Origin of the sequence: Achromobacter sp. UBA2119 (assembly GCF_002331005.1) — a bacterium.
Taxonomy (GTDB): Bacteria; Pseudomonadota; Gammaproteobacteria; order Burkholderiales; family Burkholderiaceae_B; genus Achromobacter; species Achromobacter animicus.
Window position 1 is genome coordinate 538515 of the sequence record NZ_DCYD01000015.1, and the last position, 25001, is coordinate 563515.

Here is a 25001-nt window from a genome sequence, read left to right on the forward strand (position 1 = left end):
CAGAAATGAAAATCTGCGGCGTTGTTACAAAATGGTCGGGATGCGCTGCGGGCGGGCGGCGAAATCGGGGGGGAAATCGGGCGACGAATCGGCGCGAATCAGCGCCTTCATGCCCGGCCCACGCTGACCCAGTAGCGCGTGCGATAGCGCAGCCTCAGGTCCAATACGCCGGCAAGCACCTCGAGCGCCTTGTCGGTGTCGTCGATCCGGAACGCGCCGGTGACTTCGCGGTGCGCCACGTCGGCGTCGCAGCGCACGATGCCGGTGCGATAGCGGCCCAGCTCGGCCACAAACCGGTCCAGCCGCATGCGGTTCGCAACCAGCATGCCGCCAGCCCAGGCCGGCGCCGTTTCGTTCACCGAGGTCACGGGCGACAGGCTGCGGCGGTCGAACTCGGCCTGCTCGCCCGCATGCACGACCCGGCGCGCCTGCACTTGCGCGTCCGGCTCCACCTGCACGGCGCCTTCGAACACCGCGACGTGCGTGGCGCCCCGGCTGTCGTCCATCTGGCGCACGGAAAAGCGCGTGCCCAGCGGCGTCAGCAGGCCGTTTGGCGTTCTTACGCCGAAAGGCCGGCCCGCGTCGTCGGTGCCTGTAGCGATCAGGATCTCGCCGCTGCGCAGTTCGATGCGGCGCTGGTGCGCGTCATAGCGCATCGCCACGGCCGAATCGGTGTTCAGGGTCAGCACGGTGCCGTCGGGCAGGTGCACGACGCGCTGCTCGCCCGTCGCGGTGCGATAGACCGTGCTGCCGTCCCACAACCCTTCGCGCGCGCCCATCCAGCTCAGCGCGCCCAGGCCGACGCCGGCCGCCATCCATTTGAGGGCGCCGCGGCGCGAGCGTTGGTCGCAATAGCGCAGGATGGTCTGCCCCGCTGCGGCGGTCGACACGTTGGCGGTGGTGGCAGTTTTGAGATCCTGGCTGATGCCCAGCAGGCGCTGCCAGGCGAGTTCGTGGCGCGCGTCTGCTTCGCGCCATTGCGTACAGGCGGCCTGCGTGGCGGCGTCCGGGGCGTCGCCAGCACGCATCATCCACTGCGCCGCCTGCCGGATGATGTCGGGATGCACCCGCTCGGTGTGCGCGGCGCTCATGCGTACAGCACCGTGTAGCAGTGTTCCCACGCCTTGATCATGTCGCGCTGCACGGCTGCCACCGAAATGCCCACCTCGCGCGCCACGTCCAGATAGGGCTGGCCTTCCACCTGCGCCAGCACGAAAACCCGGCGCACCCGCGCCGGCAACTGCTCCATCATGCGGCACACGGCATCCAGCGCCTCGACCACCAGCGCATGCGTCTCGGGGCTTGGCTCGACGGCTTCGCTGCGGGCAGCCAGCGTCTCAAGATAGGCTTGTTCGATCGCCCGGCGGCGCGATTGGTCGATCAGCAGACGCTTGGCAACCGTGGTCAAAAAGCCGCGCGGCTCGGCAAACGCGGCGCGAGATTCGCTGCGCATGACGCGTTCGAACGTGTCGTGCGCCAGATCGGCGGCGTTGTCCGCATTGCCGGCAAGCCGGCGGCGCAGCATCTGCACAAGCCAGCCATGGTGCTCGCGGTACAGGCTGACGAATTCGGCGGAGGACGCAAAAGGGGCGGGCGGCACGGGTCTGCTGGTCAGATGCTAATGGGAATGATTGCTAATTGTAGCCAATCAGCGACGCGTGGCTATTTCTTTTCACGCCCGCCCATTCCCGCTGCGCCCAAGCCGAGGTCGCAGCCTTCCGCTATCTGGGGTTGAAAGGGGCTCCCGCCCGGCGTCGAGAGCCCCGCACCGTCAAGCCCTTCAGGCGTCGGCTGCGCCCAATCTCCACAGCGACGTCATTTCCTTAGACCGCGCCGCAAACAACGGATCCGACGCGTTCCGTGCCTTGCCGTGCACCGGCCGCGTATCCAGCTTGTCGATCACGCGCAGCCCGGCGGTTTCGATCATCTCCAGCAACTGCTCGCGCGTGCGCAACCCCAGGTGCTCGGCCAGGTCCGAAAGAATCAGCCAGCCTTCGCCGTTCGGCGTCAGATGGTCTTTCAATCCATTCAGAAACCCGCGCAGCATGCGGCTGTCCGGGTCGTACACGGCATGTTCCAGCGGCGAGCTGGGCCGCGCGGGCAGCCACGGCGGATTGCAGACGATCAGCGACACGCGGCCTTCGGGGAACAGGTCCGTCTGTTCGACGTCCACCTGTCCCGACAGGCCCAGACGTTCCAGGTTCTCGTGCGCGCAGGCGATGGCGCGCGCATCCGTGTCAGTGGCGATGACGCGCTTGCCGCCACGGCGGGCAATCACTGCGGCTAGAACACCGGTGCCCGTGCCGATATCAAACGCCACGCTGCCGCGCGGCATGGGGGTGTTGGCGACCAGGTCCACATATTCGCCGCGCACGGGCGAGAACACGCCGTAGTGCGGGTGGATGCGGTTGTTCAGCGCGGCAATCTCCACGCCCTTCCTGCGCCATTCATAGGCGCCGATCAGGCCCAGCAGCTCGCGCAGCGACGCCACGAATGGCGTATCGCCCGGCACGTTCGCGGCTTCGCAGGCCGGATGCGCGTCGGGCGCGCGGCGCAGGGGGATGGTATGGCCGGCATCGAAGGGAATCAGCAGCATGCCCAGGATGCGGGCGCGCTGCGACTGGACCTGCCGGTGCTGGTTGAAGGCTTCGAGCTGGGTTTCGACCGGCTTGCGCGGGCGCTTGTCGACGCGGCGTGTGATGGCCTGCAACAGCTGGCGCGCGTTCTGGAAGTCGCCGCGCCACAGCAGGCCGACGCCTTCGCAGGCGTGGCGGTAGGCCATGTCGGCGGTCAGCGTGTCGTCGGCGACGATGACGCGCTTAGGCGGCGTGGCGCCAGTTTCCGAGTGCCAGCGGGCCGAGCGGGCGACGCCGTTTTCTTCCCAATGCAGTTCAGGCGCGTTCAAGAGGTCGCTCCGGTGGGGAAAAGGGGCAAGGGCAGAATCATGGGAAGTGGCACATAAAAGATAAGGGCGCGGGCTGCCAATGTAGCAGCTTCGCGCCCTGGGACTGGCACGCGGCGCTTGCGGCGCCGCGACAGGATGGGGTCAATGGAACAGGACGACGGCCTTTTGCAGCGTGATCCAGATGCCCCAGGCCAGCGGGATGCCGACGCACGCCCACGCAAAGGCGATCAGCGCGGGCGGCGTACGGAAGTTGGACTTGCCCACGCCGTGGGTTTCGGCGGCGACGGCGCGTTCGTGCGCCAGCGCCTTTTCCTTGGCCAGTTCCTCGTCGGTCATGAAGTACTTGGCGTTGACCGGGCGGATGGCCAGGTTGCACAGGAAGCCCACGACCAGCATGCCTGCCAGGATGTACATGGTGATGTCATACACCTGGGCGCGCGGCACGCCGATGGACAACTGGTATTCGCGGATGTAGTTGACGAGGACCGGGCCGAAGATGCCCGCCGCCGACCACGCGGTCAGCAGCCGGCCGTGGATGGCGCCCACCATCTGGGTGCCGAACAGGTCGGCCAGGTAGGCCGGCACGGTGGCAAAGCCGCCGCCGTACATCGACAGGATGACGCAGAAGGCTGCCACGAAGAGCGCCAGCGCGCCGATGTGCGCGGTCCAGGGGATGGCGGCGTACAAAAAGAAGCCCAGCACGAAAAAGACGAAGTACGTCATCTTGCGGCCCAGCTTGTCCGACAGGCTGGCCCAGAAGAAGCGGCCGCCGATGTTGAATAGGCTGAGCAGGCCCGTGAAGCCGGCGGCAATGGCGGCGATGGCCGCGAGCTGGTCCTTGTCGAGCTGGCCGAAGCCCAGTTCAGGCTTGTCGATCAGTCCGCCGCCGAACACTTCCTGCAGCAGCGGCGACGCCATCCCCAGAATGCCGATGCCCGCGGTGACGTTCAGGCACAGCGCCCACCAGACCAGCCAGAACTGCGGCACGCCCCACACGCGCTTCACGTGGACGTGGCGCTGCGTGATCATCACGTTGTTGACCTGCTTGGCGGGCGGTGTCCAGCCGGCGGGTTTCCAGCCGGTTGGCGGCACGCGGTAGCCCAGGGCGCCCGACATCATGAAGATGAAATACACGAGCGCCATGGTCAGAAAGGTCTGCCAGACGCCCGGCGAGGTCGGTGTGGCGAAGTGACGCATCAGCAGGTCGGCCAGCGGCGCGCCGATCATGGCGCCGCCGCCAAAGCCCATGATGGCCATGCCGGTTGCCATGCCGCGGCGGTCCGGGAACCACTTGATCAGCGTGCTCACCGGCGAGATATACCCCAGCCCCAGCCCGATGCCCCCGATCACGCCCGACCCCAGCCACAGCATCCACATCTGGTGCAGGTAGATGCCGATGGCCGAAATGACCAGGCCGCCGCACCAGCACAGCGCCGACACGACGCCTGCCTTGCGCGGGCCCGCACGTTCCAGCCAGCCGCCCCACAGCGCGGCCGAACATCCCAGCAGCACGAAGAACAGGGTGTACATCCACCCCATCGTCGAGATCTTCCAGTCACAGCTCGTGGTGAAGAGCTCGGCCAGGAGACTCATGTCCGGCGGGCAGGCCAGCGGTTTCGCGCCGCCCACCACCTTGGACAACGGCAGCCAGAACACCGAGAACCCGTAGGCCATGCCGATGCACAGGTGGATGGCCAGCGCGGCCGGAGGCACCAGCCAGCGCGAGAAGCCCGGCCCCGCGATGGTGCGTTCTTTGTCGAAAAAACCCGGCCTTGAGCCGGGCAGGTCCAGGGTGGCGCTACTTTCCATGATGTCTCCTCTGGGGTGCGGCTTTATAGCGTGCGTAGCCCGGAAAAGCCCGGAGACGCCGCCTCTTTTATGGATCTGTTGCTGTCCTGCCACTTCGGGGTGGGCCGTCATGAGGCGGCCCGGGTGCGCTATGCGACGCGCGCAAGCGGGGTAAGACGCTCGCGATGCTGGGTGACCGCCTGCAGCACCAGCGGATGCAGCTGTTCTTCGCCGGCGTCGCCGTCGGGGCTGCGCGCCAGGAAGTCCAGCAACTCGTTGCGCATGCGCGGTTCCCAGAATTTCTGGATGTGATTGGTGACGCCTTCCAGCGCCTCGGGCCGGTCCGGCATGGCGTCGAAGAACTGGCCGATGCGGTTGGCCATGCGGATCAGGTTGACGATTTCCATGCTGTCTGGCGTCCGGTTCAGGTAAGGATGCGTTCAGGGTGGGTGTAGATGGCGGCGTCGCCATCGCGCGTGAAGCCCAAGAGCGTCACGTTGGCGTCGGTGGCCAGGCGGATGGCCAGGGCGGTGGGGGCGGAGACCGAGGCCAGCACGGCGACGCCGGCGGATGCCGTCTTTTGCACCATCTCGAAGCTGGCCCGGCTGGACACCACGACGATGCCGTCGCTGCCGTTGACCGCCTGGCGCGCCAACGCGCCGGCCAGCTTGTCCAGCGCGTTGTGGCGGCCCACGTCTTCGCGTACAAAAGCGACGGCGCCATCAGCGCCCGCCCAGCCCGCCGCGTGCGTGGCGCCGGTGATGTCGTGCAGCGTCTGGCGCGCGCGCATGTCGCGCATGGCGGCCAGCACGGCCTCGATGCGCACGGGTGCGGCGTTGGTCACCGGGGCCACCGGCCGCAGCACTTCGGGCAGGGTTTCCACGCCGCACAGGCCGCAGCCGGTGCGTCCGGCCATGGCGCGGCGCCGCGTCTTCAGCTGCATTTCACAGGCGGACGAGATCTCCAGCTGCACGACGAGGCCGCCGCATTGCGGCAGCAGGTCGATGCCGCGCACGTCGCTGACGCTGCCAATGATGCCTTCGGACAACGAAAACCCGACGGCAAAGTCTTCCAGGTCCGCCGGCGTGGCCAGCATGGTGGCGTGGCTGATGCCGTTGTATTCCAGCGCCACCGGCGTTTCCTCGGCGACGAAGTCAGTCTCGGCGTCGGGGGCGATGGCCCCCGATCGCACGCGGATGACCTGGGTCGGCGTGCAGTCGGGGCGGGCGGTGGTCGGCGTAGGCATGGGATCCCTGGCGTGCTGGCTGTCGGTTACTTCCCGGTCAGCGCCGCCTCGGACTCGCGCGAGCGTTCGCGCAGGAGCTTTTGCTGGATATCCGCAAATCGCGACCATTGCCGCTGCCATTCCGACGGCTGCGACACGCGCGTCACCTGCACGGCCGTGACCTTGTACTCGGGGCAGTTGGTCGCCCAGTCGGAGCTGTCGGTGGTGACGACGTTGGCGCCGGACTCGGGAAAGTGGAACGTGGTGTATACCACGCCCGGCTGCACGCGGTCGGTCAGCGTGGCGCGCAGCACGGTTTCACCCGCGCGGCTCTGGATGCCGACCCAGTCGCCCTCGGCCACGCCCCGGTCCTCGGCGTCCTGCGGATGGATTTCCAGCACGTCCTCGCCGTGCCACATGACATTGGGCGTGCGGCGGGTCTGCGCGCCCACGTTGTATTGCGACAGGATGCGGCCGGTGGTCAACAGCAGCGGGAAGCGGCGCGTGCTGCGTTCATCGGTGGGCACGTACTTGGTGATCATGAAGCGGCCCTTGCCGCGCACGAACTGGTCGATGTGCATGATGGGCGTGCCGTCCGGCGCGTCGTCGTTGCACGGCCATTGCAGGCTGCCCAGCTTGTCGAGCTTGTCGTACGTGACGCCGGCGAACGTGGGCGTCAGCCGTGCGATCTCTTCCATGATCTCGCGCGGGTGTTTGTAGTTCATGGGGTAACCCAGCGCGTTGGACAGCGCCACGGTCACTTCCCAGTCGGACTTGCCGTTCTTGGGTTCCATCACCTTGCGCACCCGGGAAATGCGGCGCTCGGCATTGGTGAAGGTGCCGTCCTTTTCCAGGAACGAGGAACCCGGCAGGAACACGTGCGCGTACTTCGCGGTCTCGTTCAGGAACAGGTCCTGCACGACGATGCACTCCATCGCCGCCAGCGACGCCGCCACGTGCTGCGTGTTGGGATCGGACTGCACGATGTCCTCGCCCTGGCAGTACAGGCCCTTGAACGACCCGCCCAGCGCGGCTTCGAACATGTTGGGGATGCGCAGGCCGGGCTCGGGCTGCAGCGTGACGCCCCAGTCCTTTTCGAATTGCGCGCGCACGGTGTTGTCGGAGATGTGGCGGTAGCCGGGCAGTTCGTGCGGGAACGAGCCCATGTCGCACGAGCCCTGCACGTTGTTCTGGCCGCGCAGCGGATTGACCCCCACACCTTCGCGCCCGATGTTGCCGGTGGCCATCGCCAGGTTGGCGATCGCCATGACGGTGGTCGAACCCTGGCTGTGCTCGGTGACGCCCAGGCCGTAATAGATGGAGCCGTTGCCGCCCGTGGCAAACAGGCGCGCCGCGCCGCGCACCGCCTGCGCCGGCACGCCGGTGATTTCTTCCATGGCTTCCGGCGAGTTCTCGGGCAGCGAGACGAAATCACGCCATTCCCGGAATGCCTTTTCCTCGCAGCGCTCGGCGACAAAGTCTTCGGCGATCAGGCCTTCGGTGGCGATGACGTGCGCCAGCGAGGACAGCAGCGCGGTGTTGGTGCCGGGCCGCACCTGCAGGTGGAAATCGGCCCTGATGTGCGGCGAGCTGACGAGCTCGATGCGGCGCGGATCGATGACGATGAGCCGCGCGCCTTCGCGCAGCCGCCGCTTCAGGCGCGAGGCGAACACCGGGTGCCCGCTGCTGGGGTTGGCGCCCATGACGATGACCACGTCGGTATGCATGACGGAGTCAAAGGTCTGCGTGCCCGCCGATTCGCCCAGCGTCTGCTTCAGGCCGTAGCCGGTGGGCGAATGGCAAACGCGCGCGCAGGTGTCGACGTTGTTCGTGCCGAAGGCGGCGCGCACCAGCTTTTGCACCAGCCACGTTTCTTCGTTGGTGCAGCGCGAGGACGTGATGCCGCCCACCGCGTCGCGTCCGTACTGGCTCTGGATGCGGCGGAACTCCGAGGCCGCGTAGTTGATGGCTTCGTCCCAGGACACTTCCTTCCAGGAATCCGTGATGTGCTTGCGGATCATGGGCTTGAGCACGCGTTCCTTGTGCGTGGCGTAGCCCCAGGCAAATCGCCCCTTCACGCAGGAATGGCCGCGGTTGGCCTGGCCGTCCTTCCAGGGGACCATGCGCACGACTTCCTGGCCCTTCATTTCGGCCTTGAAGCCGCAGCCCACGCCGCAGTAGGCGCAAGTGGTCACGACCGAGTGCTCGGCCTGGCCCATCATGATGACGGTCTTTTCCTGCAGGGTGGACGTGGGGCAGGCCTGGACGCAGGCGCCGCAGGACACGCATTCGCTATCGAGGAAGGGCTGGTCCTGCCCGGCCGACACATGCGAATCAAACCCCTTGCCGGAGATCGTCAGCGCGAACGTGCCCTGGGTTTCTTCGCAGGCGCGCACGCAGCGGTTGCAGACGATGCACTTGGACGCGTCGAAGGTGAAGTAGGGGTTGGACTCGTCTTTTTCGGCCTTCAGGTGGTTGGCGCCGTCGTAGCCGTAGCGCACGTTGCGCAGGCCCACCACGCCCGCCATGTCCTGCAGTTCGCAGTCGCCGTTGGCCGGACAGGTCAGGCAGTCGAGCGGATGGTCCGAAATGTACAGTTCCATCACGCCGCGCCGCAGGTCGTGCAGCTTGGGGGTTTCGGTAAAGACCACCATGCCGTTCTCGGCGGGCGTCGTACAGGACGCCGGATAGCCGCGGCGGCCTTCGATCTGCACCAGGCACAGGCGGCAGGAGCCGAAAGGTTCAAGGCTGTCGGTGGCGCAGAGCTTGGGGATGTTGATGCCCGCATCCGCGGCCGCGCGCATCAGCGACGTGCCTTCGGGGACGGTGATCTCCTGGCCGTCGATGGTCAGGGTGACGGTCTTTTCGGACACGCGCGCCGGCGTGCCCATGTCGCGATCGCGCTTGATGACGGTTTCTAGCATGGCGGTCTCGGGTTCAGGCCGCGTGGGCGGCAGACTGGGAGGACTCGATGCCGAAGTCCTGCGGAAAATGGTTCAGCGCGGACAGCACCGGGTAGGGCGCCATGCCCCCCAGCGCGCACAGCGAACCGCCAAGCATCGTGTCGCACAGGTCGCGCAGCAGATGCACCTGCTGTTCGCGCTGGTCGCGGCTTTGACCGCCAGCAGCGATCTTGTCGATGGTTTCCATGCCGCGCGTCGAACCGATGCGACAGGGCGTGCACTTGCCACAGGACTCGATGGCGCAGAACTCCATGGCGTAGCGCGCCATGCGCGCCATGTCCACGGTGTCGTCAAACGCCACCAGACCGCCGTGGCCGATCATGGCCGAGATCTGGATATAGGCTTCGTAGTCCAGGGGCACGTCCCACTGCGATTCGGGCAGATAGGCGCCCAGCGGACCGCCCACCTGCACCGCCCGCAGCGGCCTGCCGGACGCGCTGCCGCCGCCGAATTCATACAGCAGATCGCGCAGGCTCAAACCAAAGGCCTTTTCCACCAGCCCGCCTTGCTTCAGGTTGCCGGCCAACTGGAACGGCAGCGTGCCATGCGAACGGCCCACGCCGTAGTCGCGGTAGTACGCCGCGCCTTTGGCCAGGATGATCGGCACGGTGGCCAGCGAAATCACGTTGTTGATGACGGTGGGCTTGCCGAACAGACCGGAAATGGCCGGTAGCGGCGGTTTGGCTCGCACCACGCCGCGCTTGCCTTCCAGGCTTTCCAGCAGTGAGGTTTCTTCGCCGCAGATGTAGGCGCCGGCGCCCTTGCGCACCTCCAGATCGAAGCGGCGGCCGCTGCCGTGCACGTCGTCGCCCAGCCAGCCGACGCTGCGGGCGCGCGCGATGGCGGCTTCGAGCGTGGCGATGGCGTGCGGGTATTCGGACCGGACGTAGATGTAGCCGTACGTCGCACCCACCGCCAGCCCGGCGATGGTCATGCCTTCGATCAGGACGTACGGATCGCCTTCCATCAGCAGGCGGTCGGCAAACGTGCCCGAGTCGCCTTCGTCGGCGTTGCAGACGATGTACTTGGTGTCGCCGGGCGTGCCCGCCACGGTCTTCCATTTGATGCCGGTGGGGAACGCTGCGCCGCCGCGGCCGCGCAGACCGGATTCGACCATTTCGTCGACGATCTGAGCGGGCGCCATGGCCAGCGCGCGCTTCAGGCCTTGCAGCCCGCCATGCGCAGCGTAGTCCTGCAAGGACAGCGGATCGATCACGCCGACGCGGGCGAACGTCAGGCGCTCTTGATGCTTGAGGTAGGGAATTTCCTCGGTCAATCCCAGGCGCAGCGCATGGTCGCCGCCCGTGAGCCAGCCGGCGTCGAACAGCGAGGCCACGTCTTCCGGTTGTACCGGACCGTAAGCGACGCGGCCTTGCGGCGTGGCGATTTCGACCAGCGGTTCCAGCCACAGCAGGCCGCGCGAGCCGTTGCGCACCACCTGCACGGACAGGCCGCGCTGGTCGGCCATGCGTTCGATGTCGCGGGCCACGGTGTCGGCGTCCATGGCCAGCGCCGCGGCGTCGCGCGGCACGTAGATGACGACGGGGGCGCTCATGGCGTGTCCTCCAGCGTGCGAGCCAGCAGGCGATCAAGCTTGGCTTCGGTGACGCGGGCGTGGGGCTGGCCGTCGATCATGACGGCGGGCGACTGCGCGCACAGGCCCAGGCAATACACCGGCTCCAGCGTGAAGTTGCCGTCCGGCGTGCTGCCGTGGAAGTCACAGCCCAGCGCGGTGCGCGCGTGGGCGGCCAGGCGTTCGCCGCCCATGGACTGACAGGCTTCGGCGCGGCAGACCTCGAGCGTGTGGCGCGCGGCCGGCTCGGTGCGGAAATGGGGATAGAACGTGATGACGCCGTGGACTTCGGCGCGGGAGAGGTTCAGGGCCTCGGCGATGATTTGCACCGCCTCGGCCGGAATACAGCCCAGTTCGTGCTGGACCGCGTGCAGCACCGGGAGCAGCGGGCCGGGCTGGTCTTGCAGCCGGGCAAGGATGCGGGCCGTGGCCGCGATGGCCGGGGTGGTGGATGCCTGGGCGGCGTCCAGGGCCAGCTTGCCGCCCCGGGCCCCACCGCTGGATGCCAGATCGGATTTTGCCTCGCGCAGGTGCACGTCGGTCTCCTCCTGTGTTGCATGACCCCGTCAACGGGGGCTTATGTGCCGGTCGGATGATGGTCAATTAATATGTTCAAAAAAACATATAAATCACGCATCCGCCGCGTTATTTGTGTACTCTAACGAGGTACTTGAACGCCTTCAATAAGAAAGAAATGACATATAAGTTCCGAATCGGCCTGCGGCCGCAATGGACATTGGGCGGAGACGACGAGGCGACCCCCGTGCCGTTGCAGGACATGCTTGCGCTGCTGGCGGCCATCGACGCCACTGGCAACATCGCCGGCGCCTGTCGTGCTTGCGGGCTGTCGTACCGCCACGCCTGGGGCGTGCTGCGGCGCTTCGAGACCCTCTTTGGCACGCAACTCCTCATCACCAACCGCCGCCAGGGCACGCAGTTGTCGCCCTTTGCGGAGCGTCTGCTGTGGGCCAACCGCCGGATCGAGGCGCGGCTGATGCCCACGCTGGACAGCATGGCGTCCGAACTGCAAGAGGAACTAGAACGCCTGCTGCCCGAAAGCGGCCCACACCTGCGCCTGCATGCCAGCCACGGCTTTGCAGTGGAATCGCTGATGCAGCACATGAGCGGCCGCACGCCCGGGTTGGAGCTGCGCTATCGCACTGCGATCGAGGCGCTGGCGTCGCTGGAACGGCACGAGTGCGATCTTGCGGGTTTCCAGGTGCCGCTGGGCGATTTCGAATCCCCCATCATGGAACGCTACGCGCAGTGGCTGCACGCGGACGACTACATGCTGATCCATCTGGCCGTGCGCAACACGGGGCTGTTCGTCACCGCCGGCAATCCCAAGCAGATACGCGGCATGGCGGACCTGGCGCGCCGCGACGTGCGCTTCGTGAACCGGCAAATCGGTTCCAGCACGCGCTATCTGGTCGGCCTGATGCTGCAGCGCGCCGGCGTGTCGATCGGCGAAGTGCAGGGCTACGAGACCAACGAATTCACCCACATGGCGATCGCCGCGCACATTGCCAGCGGCATGGCCGACACCGGGGTCGGCGTGGAGACGGCGGCCTGCCGCTTCGGACTGGACTTCATCCCCTTGGTGCGCGAGCGGTATTTCTTCGCCATCCGCAAGGCGTCGTTGGACACGCCGGCCATGCAGGATCTGCTGTCCATCATGCGCGGGCCGGACTATGTCGGTTACGTGGGCCAGCTCGTCGGCTACGACGCCCGCGATACCGGTCGGCTGCAGACCCTGGACGAGGCGTTCCCCCGTGAACGCGCACCGCGATCCGCCGGGATATGATGTGCCAATGAGCAAAGTGATTTTCCTTGCCGATCACCGCGGCGCGCCGCTTTCCGTGCCGCCCGGGGAACTGCCGCCGCCCGGACAGCCCGCGCTGGACCAGCGCGCGCGTCCGCTGCGCGACCTGCGCATTTCCGTCACCGACCGCTGCAACTTCCGCTGTACCTACTGCATGCCGCGCGAGGTCTTCGACAGCAGCTACAGCTTCATGCCGCATTCGGCGCTGCTGTCCTTCGAGGAAATCAGCCGGCTGGCCGGCATCTTCACGCAGTTGGGCGTCGAAAAAATCCGCCTGACCGGCGGTGAGCCGCTGCTGCGCAAGCACATCGAAAACCTGGTCGGCATGCTGGCCGACCTGCGCACGCCGCAGGGCCGGCCGCTGGACCTGACGCTCACCACCAACGGCAGCGTCCTCGCGCGCAAGGCCGCCGCGCTGAAAAGCGCCGGGCTCACGCGCGTGACGGTCAGCCTGGATGCGCTGGATGCGGCCATGTTCCAGGGCATGAGCGACAGCGGCTTCACGCCGGACGACGTGCTGCGCGGCATCGATGCCGCGGCAGAGGCGGGCCTAGCGCCCGTCAAGGTCAACATGGTGGTGCGCAAGGGGCTGAACGACGGGCAGATCCTGCCGATGGCCGAGCGCTTCCGCCACAGCAGCCACATCCTGCGCTTCATCGAATATATGGACGTGGGCAACAGCAACGGCTGGAACCTCGACGAAGTGGTGCCGTCGCGCGAAGTCCTGGACCGCATCGGCGCGGTCTATCCGCTGGAACCCGTGGAATCCGTCGAAATGGGCCGCGTGGCCGAACGCTGGCGCTACGTGGATGGTGGCGGCGAAGTCGGCGTTATCTCCAGCGTCACGCACGCCTTCTGCGGCGGCTGTACGCGGGCCCGCCTGTCACCCGAAGGCAAGCTCTACATGTGCCTCTTCGCCCACGAAGGCCACGACCTGCGGGCCCCGTTGCGCGACGGCGCGACGGACGAGGAAATGGCGCGCATCCTGGCGGGCATCTGGTCCGCGCGCGGCGACAACTATTCCGAACTGCGCGGCCAGAACATGGCTGACCCGTCGCGCAAGATCGAGATGAGCTACATCGGTGGCTGAATCGTCAATGGCGCGTGACGACGTGGCCGGATTGATCCTGGCCGGCGGCCAGGGCTCCCGCATGAACGGGCAGGACAAGGGACTGGTCGTCTTGCGCGGCGAACCGATGGTGGCGCACGTGGCGCGTTGCCTGGCGCCGCAGGTCGGACGCTTGATCATCAGCGCGAACCGGCATGCCGCGGTATATGCGCAATATGGCGAGGTGGTCGCGGACGATGAGCCTGAACTGGGCGACTGGCAAGGGCCGTTGATGGGAATTGCGGCGGCGCTGTCGGCGGTTTCCGTGCAAGATACGGCCGCGCCGCAGTGGCTGGTCGTCTCGCCGTGCGACACCCCTTTCGTGCCCGCTGGTCTGGCACAGCGCCTGATCGGCGCGGCGCTCGCCGCAGATGCGCCAATCGCCTATGCCGTCGCCCACGGCCAGCGGCATTCCGCCTGCATGGCGCTGCGCACGGCGCTGCTACCTGAATTGCTGGCCTACCTGCGCGGCGGCGACCGCAAGGTCGGGCTGTGGCAGGCGAGGGCGGGCGCGGTTGAAGCGAATTTCGACGACGCGCCGCCGCATGCCTTCATGAACGTCAACACGCCAGAAGATCTGGCGCTGGCGGAACGCTACGCCAGCCAGTGACGCAGGTCGTAGTACGAGACCGTATCCCTGTCCTGCACGAGCACATCCGCCGGGAGGCGCGCCAAGCCAGTGGACCACGGCAATGAGCTGATCACGCCCGACCCCTGATGGCCGTACGGCACGAGCTCGCTGCCGCCTTCGTCCGCCACGCGGCACTGCACGCGCAGGAATTCCTCGCGGCCATCCTGGCGCGGCTGCGCGGTGCGCAGCGGCAGTTGGCTGACCGGCGGGAAGATTTCTTCGCGGCCCTGCATGCGGCGCATCAGCGGCGTCACCAGCGTGGCAAAGACGGCATAGGCCGACACCGGATTGCCCGGCAGGCTGACCACGGGCTTGCCGTCGATCTGCGCCAGCGCCACCGGTTTGCCGGGCTTCATGCGCACCTTCCACAACGACAGCTCGCCGCCCAGCGCGGCCAGCGCCGGCTTGACCAGATCGCGCTCGCCGACCGACACGCCGCCCACGCTCAGCACCAGATCGCAATCGGCCAGCAGCGTCTTGAAGGCGGCCAGCAGGTCGGCCTCGGTATCGCGTGCATGCAGCACGTGGACGGGCAGGGCGCTCATGCCGCGCACCATCGCCGCCAGCATGGGGCCGTTGGAGTTGTAGATCTGTTCCGTGGCGCGCGGCTGGCCCGGCAGGACGAGTTCGTCGCCGGTGGTCAGGATGCCGACGCGAAGCTGACCGTAAACAGGCACGGTGGCCATGCCTTGCGAGGCCAGCAGTGCAACGTGCGCGGCCTGCAGCAGCGTACCCGCCGGCAGCAGCGCGGCGCCTGCCATCGTGTCTTCGCCGCGGCGGCGGATGTGCTGGCCCGGGCGCGGCTCGCGCGAAATCTGCACGTGGTTGTCGGCTTCGGTCGTGTCTTCCTGCATGACGACCACATCGGCGCCCGCGGGAATCACGCTGCCGGTGAACAGGCGAATGGCTTGGCCGGGCTTGAGCGGCTCGGGCACGTCGCCGGCGTAGCAGCGCTGCTGGATCGGCAGTCGCGCTTCCGGACTCCAGTCGGCCAGGCGCAGCGCATAGCCGTCCATGGCGCTGTTGTCGGCCGGCGGAATGTCCACCGTGGCGTCAAGATGGGTGGCGAGCACCCGGCCGCTGGCATTCGCCAGGTCGACGTGCTCGGTGCGTTGGAGGGGGGCGGCGGCGTTGGCCAGCAGGGTCTGAGCTTGATCGAAATCCAGCATGGGTGTCAGGCTTCTTCTTCGTGATTCTTGAATTGCGAGGCGAAATTGCAGGGGCGGTGGCCACTGTCAAGCTGCTCGCGCAGGATCTTCGTCCAGGCGGTCTCGCAGGCGTTGTTCGAGCCGGGCAGGCAAAAGATCAGCGTCTGGTTGGCCGACCCCGCGAACGCGCGCGACTGGATCGTGGAGCTGCCGATCTCGGTGTAGGAGATCTGGCGGAAGAGTTCGCCGAAACCCGGAATCTCGCGGTCCAGCAGCGGCAGTATGGCCTGCGGCGTGTGATCGCGATGCGAGAAGCCCGTGCCGCCGGTGGTCAGAATGACCTGCACTTCCGGGTCGGCGATCCAGTCGCTGATGACGCGGCGGATCTGGTAGATGTCGTCGCGCACGATGTCGCGCCGCACGCACTGATGACCGGCCTGCGCCAGGCTGTTCGCCAGCAGATTGCCGGACGTGTCATCGCCCGCGCTGCGGGTGTCGCTGATCGTCAGTACGCCGCAGCCCAACGGGACCGGGATGGCTTCGCTCATGGATTCTCCTTTTTGTCGGCAGTGTCTTCGTCCCAGGCGTCCGTGCGGTCCTGGTCGGATTGGCGCTGTTCCACCCAGAAGCTGTCGCCGCCCGCCAGGGTTTCGCGCTTCCAGAAGGGTGCGCGCGTCTTGAGCGCGTCGATGATGAATTCGCAGCCGCGGAAGGCGTCGCCGCGATGGGCGCTGGCCGCCGCCACGTACACGATCTGCGCGTTGCGGTGCAGCGCGCCGACGCGATGGACGATGACCGTGCCGGCCAGATTCCAGCGCGCGCGGGCGGTGGCGGCAATGTCTTCGAGCTCGCGCTCGCACATGCCCGGATAGTGTTCAAGAAACAGCGTGTCGGTGGGCGTGTCCGGCGCATAGTCGCGCACGTAGCCCACGAATGTGACGATGCCGCCCACGCCGGGGCCGGCGGATTCCCGCAGCGCGGCAGTGAGCGCCGCGTTGTCAAAGTCGGCTTCCTGGACGCGGATCATGGCGTCAGCCTCCGGTGACCGGTTCAAACACCGCGACTTCGTCGCCGGCGCGGATAGCGGCGGTGGGCTTGGCGTGCGTCTGGTTGATGGCCAGCTTCAGGCGCGTGGCCGGTTCCAGCTGGGGATAGCGTTCGCCCAGCTCGGCCAGCAATTGCGCGCCGGTGGATTCGCCCTGCACGGGCCAGATTTCAGTGCGCTTGCCGACCAGTTCGGCCACGCGCGCGAAGTACAGCAGATTAATCGTTGCGCCATTCACCGCTTTTACCTCCCGCCTTGTACTTAAGGCGAACTTGTTCGATCACGATGCCTTTGTCGGCCGCCTTGCACATGTCGTAGATGGTCAGCGCGGCCACGCTGCACGCCATCATGGCTTCCATCTCGACGCCCGTCTTGTAGCTGGTGCGGCAGGTGGACAGGATGTCGATGCGATGCTCGGCGTCGTTCAGGGCGAATTCCACGCCGACGAACGACAGCGGCAGGCTGTGGCACAGAGGGATCATGTCGGCGCAGCGTTTGGCGGCCAGGATGGCGGCCACGCGCGCCGTGTTCAGGACCTCTCCCTTGCCTTGGCCCGGCTGGGTCAGCAGGCCATAGGCCACGGCGTTCATGCGGATGCTGGCGGCGGCGACCGCCACGCGCTCGGTGTCCGTCTTGGCGATGACGTCGACCATGCGGACCTGGCCGGCTTCGTCCAGGTGACTCAAGGTGGGGGGGGTCTCGGACATGGAAATCGGGATCAAGAATTGTTAATGAATGAAAAGAGCGGGGCCGGGCAAGCCGGCCGGGTCCGCTGTTCCGCCTATGATAGACGAGCAGTAAAGGGGGCGCGATAATCGCGCCTGCAGTCAGTGGAAGGTTGGATCGCCTTCAATATGTATCAGGAGACTTTCAATGCCCGTGCGGATGCCCAAGCTACGGTTCACCCGACGCGCCGGCAAGATTCTCCTGGGTATTGTGGCGTTCGTGCTGATTCTGTTTGGCGTTGCGGCCTGGCAAGTGCCAAAGGTGCTGCACGGCGTCCTGACTGACGATGTCTCGAAGATGATCGGCCGCGACGTTTCCGTCGGCAAGATCACCTTCAATCCCTTCACGCTGACCGTCCGCGCGCAAGACCTGGCCGTGGCGCAGCCCGGCGCGCAGACGCCGTTGCTGACCTTGGCCGAACTGGATGCCAGCGCATCGTGGACATCGCTGTTCTGGTTTGCACCGGTGGTCGATCGTCTGACGCTGCGGCAGCCTACCATCGCCATCGTCCGCGAAGACGTCGTGCGCTTCAATTTCTCTGACATAGAACAACGCGTCGCCGAATTGGCCGCCGCCAAGCCTGACGAGCCGCCCAAGCCGGACGAAGGCCTGCCGCGTTTTTCGCTGAACAACATGGTGATCGAGAACGGCACGATCACGCTGGACGACAAGGTCACCGGCCGCAAGCAGGTTGTCGACGAGTTCGCCATCGGCATCCCGTTCATCTCGACCTTCGGCTATGCCACCGACATCGACGTGCAGCCGCGCCTGCACCTGCGCATCAATGGCAGTCCGTTCGACCTGACCGGCGTGGCGCGTCCGTTCGACGTGGTGCCTTCATCCACCTTGCGCGTGGCCTTTGACGGCCTGCAACTGGAAAAGTGGGCGGACGTCTGGCCCATGCCGCTGCCGTTCAAGGTCGAGAGCGCGCTGCTGGATTCGAACCTGCAGGTCGTTTTCGAACAACCCAAGGACGCGCCGCCCAAGATCCGCGTCGTCGGCGATCTGGGCTTGCGCCGTCTGGACGTGCGCGATCCGTCCGGCGGCAGTCTGGCCGCGTGGAGTGCGTTGACCGTCAGCCGGTTGGAACTGGAGCCGATCGCGCGGCAGGTGTATATCGGCGAGGTCGGGCTGTGGGCGCCGCAGATCCATGTGCGGCGTCATGCGAATGAGCACTTGAACTGGCAGGATGTCGTCGCCGGGCTGAAGGCGCTGGGCGGCGTGGAGCCGACCGCCACGCCTGTCCGCGATGAAATGCGCAAGGCCAGCGGGCTGAAGCCGCTGGCTGCGGGCGGGGCGTCCGCATCGGCGGGGACACCTGCCGCGGCAGGTGCGCAGGCGCCGGGTACGCAATCGCCTTCGACCCCGGCCCCCGTCGCCAAGGCAGACGCGGGGACGGGGTCAACGGCGCAAGCGCCCACCGGACCAGCGTCAGGCGCGCCACGCCCCGCTGACCCGGCCGGCACTGCCCCGACGGCTGGCGCTGCCCCGGCCGCCGACACTGCCGCCGTTAGCGCGCCCACCCCCGCACCCGCCGAATGGCAAGTCACCCTCGACGCCTTCAACCTGCATGAAGGCGAGGTCTACGTCACCGACGCGGTCAGCAAGCTCGACTACGTGATGACCGGCTTGGCCGCCACTGTTGAAGGCGTCGAACTGCCGCAGCAGCCGGACCGGCCCATCAACCTGTGGCTGACCATGGACAACAGCACCGATGGCGGCTGGCTGCGCGCCAAAGGGCCGCTCGTCATCAAACCGCTGTCGCTCGACATGAACGTGCGCCTGGGCAATGTGGCGCTCGCGCCGTTGGCGCCCGCCGTGCGTAGCGCTGCGCCGATCAGCCTGCTTGACGGCCGACTGGGCGCCACCGCGCAGGTCCACGTGCGCGAAAAAGGCGGCGCGATCGACGCATCCGCCACGGCCGTGCAAGCCGACCTGACACAGTTCAAGGCCCGTGACGAATCGCTCAAGCCCGCGCTCGACATCGCAATGCAGTCCTTGCGCATCACCGCCGACCGCCTCGCCATGGGCCCCGGCCAAAGCAACTTCACCCTGGCCGCTGCCGGCGTCCAGGGCGACGGCAAGCTGGACCTCAAAGGCGTCTTCACCCCGCAGCCGCTTACCCTCAAGACCGCCGTCGACCTCTCCGGCCTGAACGTCGCCAGCTTCGCGCCGTACTTCGCCTCCAGCCTGAACGCCACCGTCCGCGCCGTCACGCTGGGCGCCAAGGGCAACGCCGAATTCATCGCCCCCGCCGGCAACGCCCCGATGAAGGCCGCCTGGAAGGGCGCCGTCGACGTCACCGACCTGGATCTGCAAGACCGCGTCAACAAGGACGACTTCCTGAACTGGAAGCGCCTGGGCTTCACCGGCATGGACATCTCCGTGGCGGGCGACAAGATCGGTGCCAAACTGGGCGACATCGCGCTCGAAGACTTCTACGGCCGCATCCTGCTCAATGCGCAAGGCCGGCTCAACGTCATGGACCTTGTGGCCGCGCCTGGACAGGCCGGCGGCTCCATCACGCAGGACACGCAGACGCCAGGCCGCAGCGCCGATATACCCGCCGCGCCGCCTGCACCCGCGGCGCCTGCGCCGTCCGCCAAGGGCAGCCGGGCAAGCGCCATGCCGGACATCTCGGTCAACAGCGTCACGCTGACTCGCGGACGCATGACCTTCACCGACCGCTTCGTCAAACCCAACTACGTTGCTGAACTGTCCAGCATCGAAGGCGGCATCACCGCCGTCTCTTCCACCAACCCGCAGCCCGCCAAGGTCAAGGTCACGGGGCGGGTCTACACCACTGCACCGCTCTCCATCAGCGGCGTCGTGCAGCCCTTCGCCCAATACCTGACCCTGGACCTCAAGGCGTCCGCCAAGGGCGTCGACCTGCCACGCTTCAACACCTATTCGGCCAAGTACGTCGGCTACCCCATCAAGCGCGGCAAGCTCTCGGTAGACCTGGAATACAAGATCAAGAACCGCGCCCTGCAGGCCACCAACCACGTCGTGCTCAACCAGCTCACCTTCGGCGACAAGACCAACAGCCCTGACGCCACCAAGCTACCCGTGCTGCTGGCCGTCGCGCTGCTCAAGGACTCGCGCGGCAACATCGACATCAACCTGCCCATCTCCGGCTCGCTCGACGACCCCGAGTTCTCGGTCGGCGGCATCGTCGTGCGCGTGCTGATGAACCTGGTCGTCAAAGCCGTGACCTCGCCCTTCAGCCTGCTCGCGTCCGCGTTCGGCGGCGGCGAAGAACTGTCCTACGTCGAATTCGCGCCCGGCAGCGCCGTCCTCACCGAAGACACGATCCAGCGCATCGATACCCTTACCAAGGCGCTCACCGACCGTCCGGCCCTCAAGATGGACATCAGCGGCCGCGCCGACCCCAAGACCGACTCGGAAGGCCTGCGCCAGGCCTGGGTCGACGCCAAGATCCGCGCCGCCAAGGCCGCCGACGTCACGCCGCGCGGCAAGAAGCCCGACCCCAAGGGCGTCACGGTCTCCGCCGCCGAACGTGCCAAGTACCTCGAAGACGTCTACGATGACGCAGACCTCAAGGACAAACCGCGCAATTTCATCGGCATGGCCAAGTCCGTCCCGGCCGCGCAGATGGAAGCAATGCTGCGCGCGGCGGCCCCGGTCGGCGAGGATCAACTGCGCCAACTGGCCGATGCCCGCGCGCAGGCGGTATATGAGAAGTTGCAAGCCCAGGAAGGACTCGCGGATCGCGTGTTCATCGTTGCGCCGCAGCTGGACGCCGATGGCATCAAGGACGAGGGGCAACCCTCACGCGTGGACTTCTCCCTGAAGTGAACTCGGCAGGCCCGGGCAGGGACGCGAGGCGCGTCCCTCCGTGCCCGTCTTTTACCAGGAGATTTTCGATGAAAGACCAGGACGACGCGCATTTCGACAGCCTGCTCCCGCCCTTGCGGCTGGACCGGCGTGGCTTCCTTGCCACCACCGCGGCGGCAGGTTTCTCGCTGGCGGCAGGCCCCGTGGTGGCGCAAACCGCCATCACCACGGACGCCAAGGGCCTCGTGGCCGGCAGGATCGAGATCCCCACCTCCGACGGCAAGATACCCGCGTTCCGCGCCGCGCCGGATGGCAAGAAGAACCTGCCCACGATCATCGTCGTCCAGGAAATCTTCGGCGTGCACGAATACATCCAGGACGTCTGCCGGCGCCTCGCCCACCAGGGGTACCTCGCCATCGCGCCGGAACTCTATGCGCGCCAGGGCGACCCGTCCAAGTACACCGAAATCCCCAAACTGCAGGCCGAAATCGTCAGCAAGGTCCCCGACAAACAGGTCATCGCCGACCTGGACGCCACCGCCGCTTGGGCCGCCGCCAACGGCGGCAACCCCGACCGTCTGGGCATCCTGGGCTTCTGCTGGGGCGGCCGCCAGGTCTGGCTCTACGCAGCCCACAACCCCAAACTGAAGGCCGGCGCCGCCTGGTACGGCCAGTTGGCGGGTGACCCCACCGAACTGAAACCCAAGTCGGCCCTGGCCATCGTCAACGACCTGAAGGCCCCGGTGCTTGGCGCCTACGGCGGCAAGGATGCCGGCATCTCCCAAGCCGACGTCGACCGCATGCGCGTCGAACTCGCCAAGGGCTCCGCGGCCGCCAAGGCGTCTCGCATCGACATCTACCCCGAGGCCGGTCATGCGTTCCACGCCGACTATCGTCCTTCGTACCGCAAGGCGGAAGCGGAACAGGCGTGGACGCGGATGCTGGATTGGTTCAAGCAGAATGGGTTGTAAGGGACAACTTTTCCGAAGGCTCAGCGATCGGGCCAACTTTGACCTGCTCGGGTCAAGGTTGGCCCGATTTTTTTTGTTTGTTTTCAAGTGCTTGAGAAATGTCGGGCCACCATTGGCCCAAAAAATCCGGTGAGGAAGCACTTTTTAGCGTTTGTGCAATTCAAGATGGGAGAATCTTGCGGAGGGGCTTGGCTAAGTGGTTGATAAGAAATAACAACTCGTTCGACGCGATCAAGCTGGCACAGCGTTTGCATTGAGACATGGTCGTCTCCGGAATCAGCCATGCCCACTCAATCGGATCTGTGCTTCACGTTCACCATCGGCGACGAGCCCTTCGAGGTCGTCGAATTCACGCTGCAAGAAGGCTTGTCCGAGACCTTTCTGCTGGAAGTGGAACTGGCCAGCTCAAATCCCGCCATCGACTTCGGTGAGGTGCTGGACCGCGCCGCGTTGCTCACGATCTGGCACGGCGACACGGCGGTGCGCTACGTGCACGGCGCGGTCTCGTCGTTCGTCCAAGGCGACACGGGCTTTCGCAGGTCACGCTACTCCGCCATCGTCGAGCCGCGTCTGGCGCGCCTCTCACTCAGTTCCGATTGGCGGATCTTTCAGTCCCAAACCGTCCCGCAGATCGCTGAGGCGGTGCTCAAGGCGCATGGGCTGACTCAAGACTACGAGCAGCGCAGCACCACCGAGCATCAGGCCCGTGAATACTGCGTGCAAGCCGGCGACACGGACTACCACTTCATCGAGCGCCTCATGCGCGAGGAAGGCTTCTTCTATTCCTTCCGTCATAGCGCTGAGGGCCATCAGCTTGTCCACAGCGATCGCCTGTTCATTCATGGACGCGTGGGCGATGAGCCGGTTCTGTACAACCCCGTCCCCGGCGGCGACCAGCCGCAACCCGCGCTGCGACGTTTCACGTACACCGAGAACGTACGCACCGCGCGGCAAACCCAGCGCGACTACACCTTCCACCATCCCCGGTATACGCACCAGCACAGCCGCGATGGGCGGGATTTGGACCACCAGGGCCGCCGCTACGAACGCTATGACTATCCCGCCCGCGCCAAATTCGACGAGGCCGGCAAGCCCTTCGCCGAGAACCGCCTTCGCGGGCATCGTCGCGATGCCCGCATTGCCCTGGTCCAAGGCGATGACCCGCGACTGCAACCCGGTATCTCCTTCACGCTGGCCGGCCACCCGCGGGAAGACATGAACCGCGGCTGGCGCCCCGTGCGCATTGTCCACCGCGGCATCCAACACACGAGTCAGGCCGAGGAAAGTGCACAAGCCCAGTTGGGAACGCACTATAGCTACGAGGCCAAGCTGGTCCCGGATGACGTCGAGTGGCGCGCGGAACCGCTGCCCAGACCATGCATCGACGGCCCGCAGAACGCCATGGTGGTTGGGCCGCCCAATGAAGAGATCTACACCGATGCGTATGGAAGGGTGAAGGTCCAGTTCCCCTGGGACCGTCTCGGCAAGGAGGACGAACACAGCTCCTGCTGGATCCGAGTTTCGCAGAACATCGCCGGCGCGACGTGGGGCCACATGACCATCCCGCGCATCGGCCAGGAGGTCATCGTCTCTTACTTCGATGGGGATCCTGATCAACCCGTTATCACCGGCCGCGCCTATAACCGCCTGCAATTGCCGCCCTACGAACTGCCGCGCCACAAGACGCGGATGACCATCAAAAGCAAGACCCACAAGGGCGAGGGGTACAACGAACTGCGCTTCGAAGACGAGAAAGACCAAGAGGAAATCTACGTCCACGCGCAGAAGGATCAGAACATCCACGTCAATCACGACGAAACCACGTTCGTCGGCCATGACCGCAGCGAGCAGGTTGAGCACGATGAAACCATCACCATCGGCCACGACCGCAAGGAGACCGTGGGCAATGACGAACATGTGAACATCGGCCAGGACCGGCGGCACGACATCGGGCGAGATGACTTTATAACGGTGGGTCGTAACCACACCATCTACACCGCCAAGGACCGCACTGAAGAAGTGGGCAACAACCGCCGCGACAAAACCGCGGCGAATCATTGGGTGAACATCGGCGGAAACCACGAACAGGCGGTTGAAGGGCATGCCGAGTTGCAGGCCGGACATGCGATTCGTCATCGCACCAAAGTCTACGAGATCCAGGCAGGGGAGAGCCTCTCTCTCAAAGGACCGGGAGGATCCATTCGAATCGACGGTTCGGGCATCATGCTCGATGGAATCAAGATTCAGATGAAGGGGCCGATGCGCCAACAGAGCGGCGGCGCGAGCCCGATTCCGGCTCCGGTGGGCGTTCCCGCGCCGGGCCTGCCTTTCGACGTGCTGTGCATGAAGCGCAGCGATGGCAGTTGCCCGCGGTTGGACTGCCCGTGTGGCAATTTCCAGGGAGGCTGACATGTTGATGGCCCTGGACCAGGTGACGCAAGCAGAACTGAATCCACCTTCGCTGGCCACCTTTCTGCTGCTCGAAACAGAAATTCTTGACGAGTGGCTGATGCGCCAGCCGGACTCGCCGGAGCGCTCCACCATTAGTGACTTCGTACGCAAAGTCGACTATGCCACTTCCCTGCGTTGGGTCTGGAGCGACACCGAGTACGACAGCCACCACTCGAACGGGCCGCTCCTGGTGCAGTACCAACCGGATTCTCGTCTATCGGAACGCTTCGTAGACGCCTGGGCTTCCACGGGTGGCGCTGTATTCCTGGCCTCGTCCCGTCCGATCGACGAGGTAGTAGCCCAACTGCGCGCGGTCCTGTTCGTGCTGATGCCCAATGGCAACAAGGCACGGTTCCGGCTTCAGGAGACAACCGCCCTCGCGAGCGTGTTGCGAGCGCTCGAGCCATACAGAGCCGCGGCGCTGCTGGGAGCGATTCAAGAGCTGATCTGGCGGGAGAATCTTGGACCGGAACATCAGTGGTGGTGCTATCGCCAACCAGATGGCCCGTGCCCGGTACAAGGCGGCTTCCAATTCAATCACTCAGAAATGACCGCCATCGATGCGGGGCTGACTGACCAGCACCTTCGCAGGCACATCGCGATCACCCGGCAAGCACCCCACAGTTTTCGCGACGACCCGCGCCAGCAAACCGGCGTGTGGATGGACCACCTCAGAAGCTGGGGTTTCAAAGAGCTCTCCCATCTGGACGCCGCCTTGGACGCTTTCCGTCATCCCGCTTACCGACGGTGCGCGGCGACGGTCGTTGCGCTGTTGCAGGACACGGCGTTGACACCGGGTGCCCGCGCCGCACGGGCAATGAATCACCTGATGACCGAAGGACTCTGA

21 protein-coding genes are annotated in these 25001 nt (G+C 66.1%); 7 read left to right on the top strand and 14 right to left on the bottom strand.

The genetic code is table 11. The annotated features are described in order from the left end of the window. Positions 1 to 107: 107 nt before the first annotated feature. The 9 genes from B3098_RS16920 to B3098_RS16960 form a co-directional block, all read right to left on the bottom strand. Entirely contained in the window at positions 108 to 1091 is a 984-nt protein-coding gene (locus tag B3098_RS16920) for a FecR domain-containing protein (protein WP_279970922.1), read from the bottom strand. Then, positions 1088 to 1600 (bottom strand): sigma-70 family RNA polymerase sigma factor, encoded by a 513-nt coding sequence (locus tag B3098_RS16925; protein ID WP_286897915.1) that lies wholly within the window; start codon positions 1598 to 1600, stop codon positions 1088 to 1090. Before B3098_RS16925 ends, B3098_RS16920 begins: the two co-directional genes overlap by 4 nt. A 180-nt stretch (positions 1601 to 1780) precedes the next feature. Continuing rightward, positions 1781 to 2905, bottom strand: a complete 1125-nt coding sequence (locus B3098_RS16930) for a class I SAM-dependent methyltransferase (protein WP_286897917.1) — start codon at positions 2903 to 2905, stop codon at positions 1781 to 1783. A 141-nt stretch (positions 2906 to 3046) separates the two neighbouring features. Next, positions 3047 to 4714 (bottom strand): OFA family MFS transporter, encoded by a 1668-nt coding sequence (locus B3098_RS16935; RefSeq protein ID WP_286897919.1) that lies wholly within the window; start codon positions 4712 to 4714, stop codon positions 3047 to 3049. A gap of 128 nt (positions 4715 to 4842) precedes the next feature. Next, entirely contained in the window at positions 4843 to 5100 is a 258-nt protein-coding gene (locus B3098_RS16940) for a formate dehydrogenase subunit delta (protein WP_105240256.1), read from the bottom strand. Positions 5101 to 5117: 17 nt separating this feature from the next. Continuing rightward, positions 5118 to 5939, bottom strand: a complete 822-nt coding sequence (fdhD, locus tag B3098_RS16945; RefSeq protein ID WP_279970926.1) for a formate dehydrogenase accessory sulfurtransferase FdhD — start codon at positions 5937 to 5939, stop codon at positions 5118 to 5120. Between the two features lie 26 nt (positions 5940 to 5965). Then, a complete protein-coding gene (gene fdhF, locus B3098_RS16950; protein ID WP_286897925.1) occupies positions 5966 to 8842 on the bottom strand; it encodes a formate dehydrogenase subunit alpha in 2877 nt (958 codons plus the stop codon). Between the two features lie 13 nt (positions 8843 to 8855). Next, entirely contained in the window at positions 8856 to 10436 is a 1581-nt protein-coding gene (locus B3098_RS16955) for a formate dehydrogenase beta subunit (RefSeq protein ID WP_175186289.1), read from the bottom strand. Then, positions 10433 to 10990 (bottom strand): formate dehydrogenase subunit gamma, encoded by a 558-nt coding sequence (locus B3098_RS16960; protein ID WP_286897927.1) that lies wholly within the window; start codon positions 10988 to 10990, stop codon positions 10433 to 10435. Before B3098_RS16960 ends, B3098_RS16955 begins: the two co-directional genes overlap by 4 nt. A gap of 158 nt (positions 10991 to 11148) precedes the next feature. Here B3098_RS16960 and B3098_RS16965 point away from each other — a divergent pair, with 158 nt between their 5' ends. Genes B3098_RS16965 through mobA form a run of 3 tightly spaced genes read left to right on the top strand, consistent with a single transcriptional unit; the run spans position 11149 to position 13994 of the window. After that, the gene (locus B3098_RS16965; RefSeq protein ID WP_279970928.1) at positions 11149 to 12258 is read left to right on the top strand and encodes a substrate-binding domain-containing protein; all 1110 of its coding nucleotides are present in this window, start codon (positions 11149 to 11151) and stop codon (positions 12256 to 12258) included. 7 nt (positions 12259 to 12265) lie between these two features. Then, positions 12266 to 13366 (top strand): GTP 3',8-cyclase MoaA, encoded by a 1101-nt coding sequence (moaA, locus tag B3098_RS16970; RefSeq protein ID WP_286897929.1) that lies wholly within the window; start codon positions 12266 to 12268, stop codon positions 13364 to 13366. A 7-nt stretch (positions 13367 to 13373) separates the two neighbouring features. Further along, a complete protein-coding gene (gene mobA / locus B3098_RS16975) occupies positions 13374 to 13994 on the top strand; it encodes a molybdenum cofactor guanylyltransferase MobA (protein WP_279970950.1) in 621 nt (206 codons plus the stop codon). On the opposite strand, the gene glp is transcribed toward mobA, so the two are convergent. From glp to moaC, 5 genes are read right to left on the bottom strand one after another with little or no spacing between them, the layout of a single operon-like run. Next, positions 13979 to 15184 (bottom strand): gephyrin-like molybdotransferase Glp, encoded by a 1206-nt coding sequence (gene glp, locus B3098_RS16980; protein ID WP_175124511.1) that lies wholly within the window; start codon positions 15182 to 15184, stop codon positions 13979 to 13981. The genes mobA and glp overlap by 16 nt on opposite strands. Positions 15185 to 15189: 5 nt before the next feature. Next, a complete protein-coding gene (moaB, locus tag B3098_RS16985) occupies positions 15190 to 15711 on the bottom strand; it encodes a molybdenum cofactor biosynthesis protein B (RefSeq protein WP_175137751.1) in 522 nt (173 codons plus the stop codon). After that, on the bottom strand, positions 15708 to 16190 hold the full coding sequence (locus tag B3098_RS16990) for a molybdenum cofactor biosynthesis protein MoaE (RefSeq protein WP_279970930.1): 483 nt from the start codon (positions 16188 to 16190) through the stop codon (positions 15708 to 15710). The genes moaB and B3098_RS16990 overlap by 4 nt, the downstream gene beginning before the upstream one ends. 4 nt (positions 16191 to 16194) lie before the next feature. Beyond that, positions 16195 to 16446 (bottom strand): MoaD/ThiS family protein, encoded by a 252-nt coding sequence (locus B3098_RS16995; RefSeq protein ID WP_279970931.1) that lies wholly within the window; start codon positions 16444 to 16446, stop codon positions 16195 to 16197. Next, complete coding sequence (gene moaC, locus B3098_RS17000; RefSeq protein ID WP_286897933.1) at positions 16427 to 16915, bottom strand: cyclic pyranopterin monophosphate synthase MoaC; 489 nt, start codon at positions 16913 to 16915, stop codon at positions 16427 to 16429. The genes B3098_RS16995 and moaC overlap by 20 nt, the downstream gene beginning before the upstream one ends. A gap of 166 nt (positions 16916 to 17081) precedes the next feature. Between moaC and B3098_RS17005 the strand changes: the two genes are divergently transcribed. From B3098_RS17005 to B3098_RS17020, 4 genes are all read left to right on the top strand, one after another. Then, positions 17082 to 20753 (top strand): DUF748 domain-containing protein, encoded by a 3672-nt coding sequence (locus B3098_RS17005; RefSeq protein ID WP_286897934.1) that lies wholly within the window; start codon positions 17082 to 17084, stop codon positions 20751 to 20753. A gap of 68 nt (positions 20754 to 20821) precedes the next feature. Continuing rightward, positions 20822 to 21703 (top strand): dienelactone hydrolase family protein, encoded by an 882-nt coding sequence (locus B3098_RS17010; protein WP_191576051.1) that lies wholly within the window; start codon positions 20822 to 20824, stop codon positions 21701 to 21703. 282 nt (positions 21704 to 21985) lie between these two features. Further along, positions 21986 to 24112 carry a type VI secretion system Vgr family protein gene (locus tag B3098_RS17015; protein ID WP_286897936.1) on the top strand — a complete coding sequence of 709 codons (2127 nt, stop codon included), beginning with the start codon at positions 21986 to 21988 and terminating at the stop codon, positions 24110 to 24112. Position 24113: 1 nt separating this feature from the next. Next, positions 24114 to 25001 carry a DUF4123 domain-containing protein gene (locus B3098_RS17020; RefSeq protein WP_286897938.1) on the top strand — a complete coding sequence of 296 codons (888 nt, stop codon included), beginning with the start codon at positions 24114 to 24116 and terminating at the stop codon, positions 24999 to 25001.

Excerpts from the sequence above, each read along its gene's own strand:
- fdhD (WP_279970926.1), bottom strand. The coding sequence starts at position 5,939 with ATGCCTACGCCGACCACCGCCCGCCCCGACTGCACGCCGACCCAGGTC.
- B3098_RS16920 (WP_279970922.1), bottom strand. The coding sequence starts at position 1,091 with ATGAGCGCCGCGCACACCGAGCGGGTGCATCCCGACATCATCCGGCAG.
- B3098_RS17005 (WP_286897934.1), top strand. The coding sequence starts at position 17,082 with ATGCCCGTGCGGATGCCCAAGCTACGGTTCACCCGACGCGCCGGCAAG.
- B3098_RS16965 (WP_279970928.1), top strand. The coding sequence starts at position 11,149 with ATGACATATAAGTTCCGAATCGGCCTGCGGCCGCAATGGACATTGGGC.
- moaC (WP_286897933.1), bottom strand. The coding sequence starts at position 16,915 with ATGTCCGAGACCCCCCCCACCTTGAGTCACCTGGACGAAGCCGGCCAG.
- B3098_RS16990 (WP_279970930.1), bottom strand. The coding sequence starts at position 16,190 with ATGATCCGCGTCCAGGAAGCCGACTTTGACAACGCGGCGCTCACTGCC.
- fdhF (WP_286897925.1), bottom strand. The coding sequence starts at position 8,842 with ATGCTAGAAACCGTCATCAAGCGCGATCGCGACATGGGCACGCCGGCG.
- mobA (WP_279970950.1), top strand. The coding sequence starts at position 13,374 with ATGGCGCGTGACGACGTGGCCGGATTGATCCTGGCCGGCGGCCAGGGC.
- B3098_RS16940 (WP_105240256.1), bottom strand. The coding sequence starts at position 5,100 with ATGGAAATCGTCAACCTGATCCGCATGGCCAACCGCATCGGCCAGTTC.
- B3098_RS17015 (WP_286897936.1), top strand. The coding sequence starts at position 21,986 with ATGCCCACTCAATCGGATCTGTGCTTCACGTTCACCATCGGCGACGAG.
- glp (WP_175124511.1), bottom strand. The coding sequence starts at position 15,184 with ATGCTGGATTTCGATCAAGCTCAGACCCTGCTGGCCAACGCCGCCGCC.
- B3098_RS17010 (WP_191576051.1), top strand. The coding sequence starts at position 20,822 with ATGAAAGACCAGGACGACGCGCATTTCGACAGCCTGCTCCCGCCCTTG.
- B3098_RS17020 (WP_286897938.1), top strand. The coding sequence starts at position 24,114 with ATGTTGATGGCCCTGGACCAGGTGACGCAAGCAGAACTGAATCCACCT.
- moaB (WP_175137751.1), bottom strand. The coding sequence starts at position 15,711 with ATGAGCGAAGCCATCCCGGTCCCGTTGGGCTGCGGCGTACTGACGATC.
- B3098_RS16935 (WP_286897919.1), bottom strand. The coding sequence starts at position 4,714 with ATGGAAAGTAGCGCCACCCTGGACCTGCCCGGCTCAAGGCCGGGTTTT.
- moaA (WP_286897929.1), top strand. The coding sequence starts at position 12,266 with ATGAGCAAAGTGATTTTCCTTGCCGATCACCGCGGCGCGCCGCTTTCC.
- B3098_RS16955 (WP_175186289.1), bottom strand. The coding sequence starts at position 10,436 with ATGAGCGCCCCCGTCGTCATCTACGTGCCGCGCGACGCCGCGGCGCTG.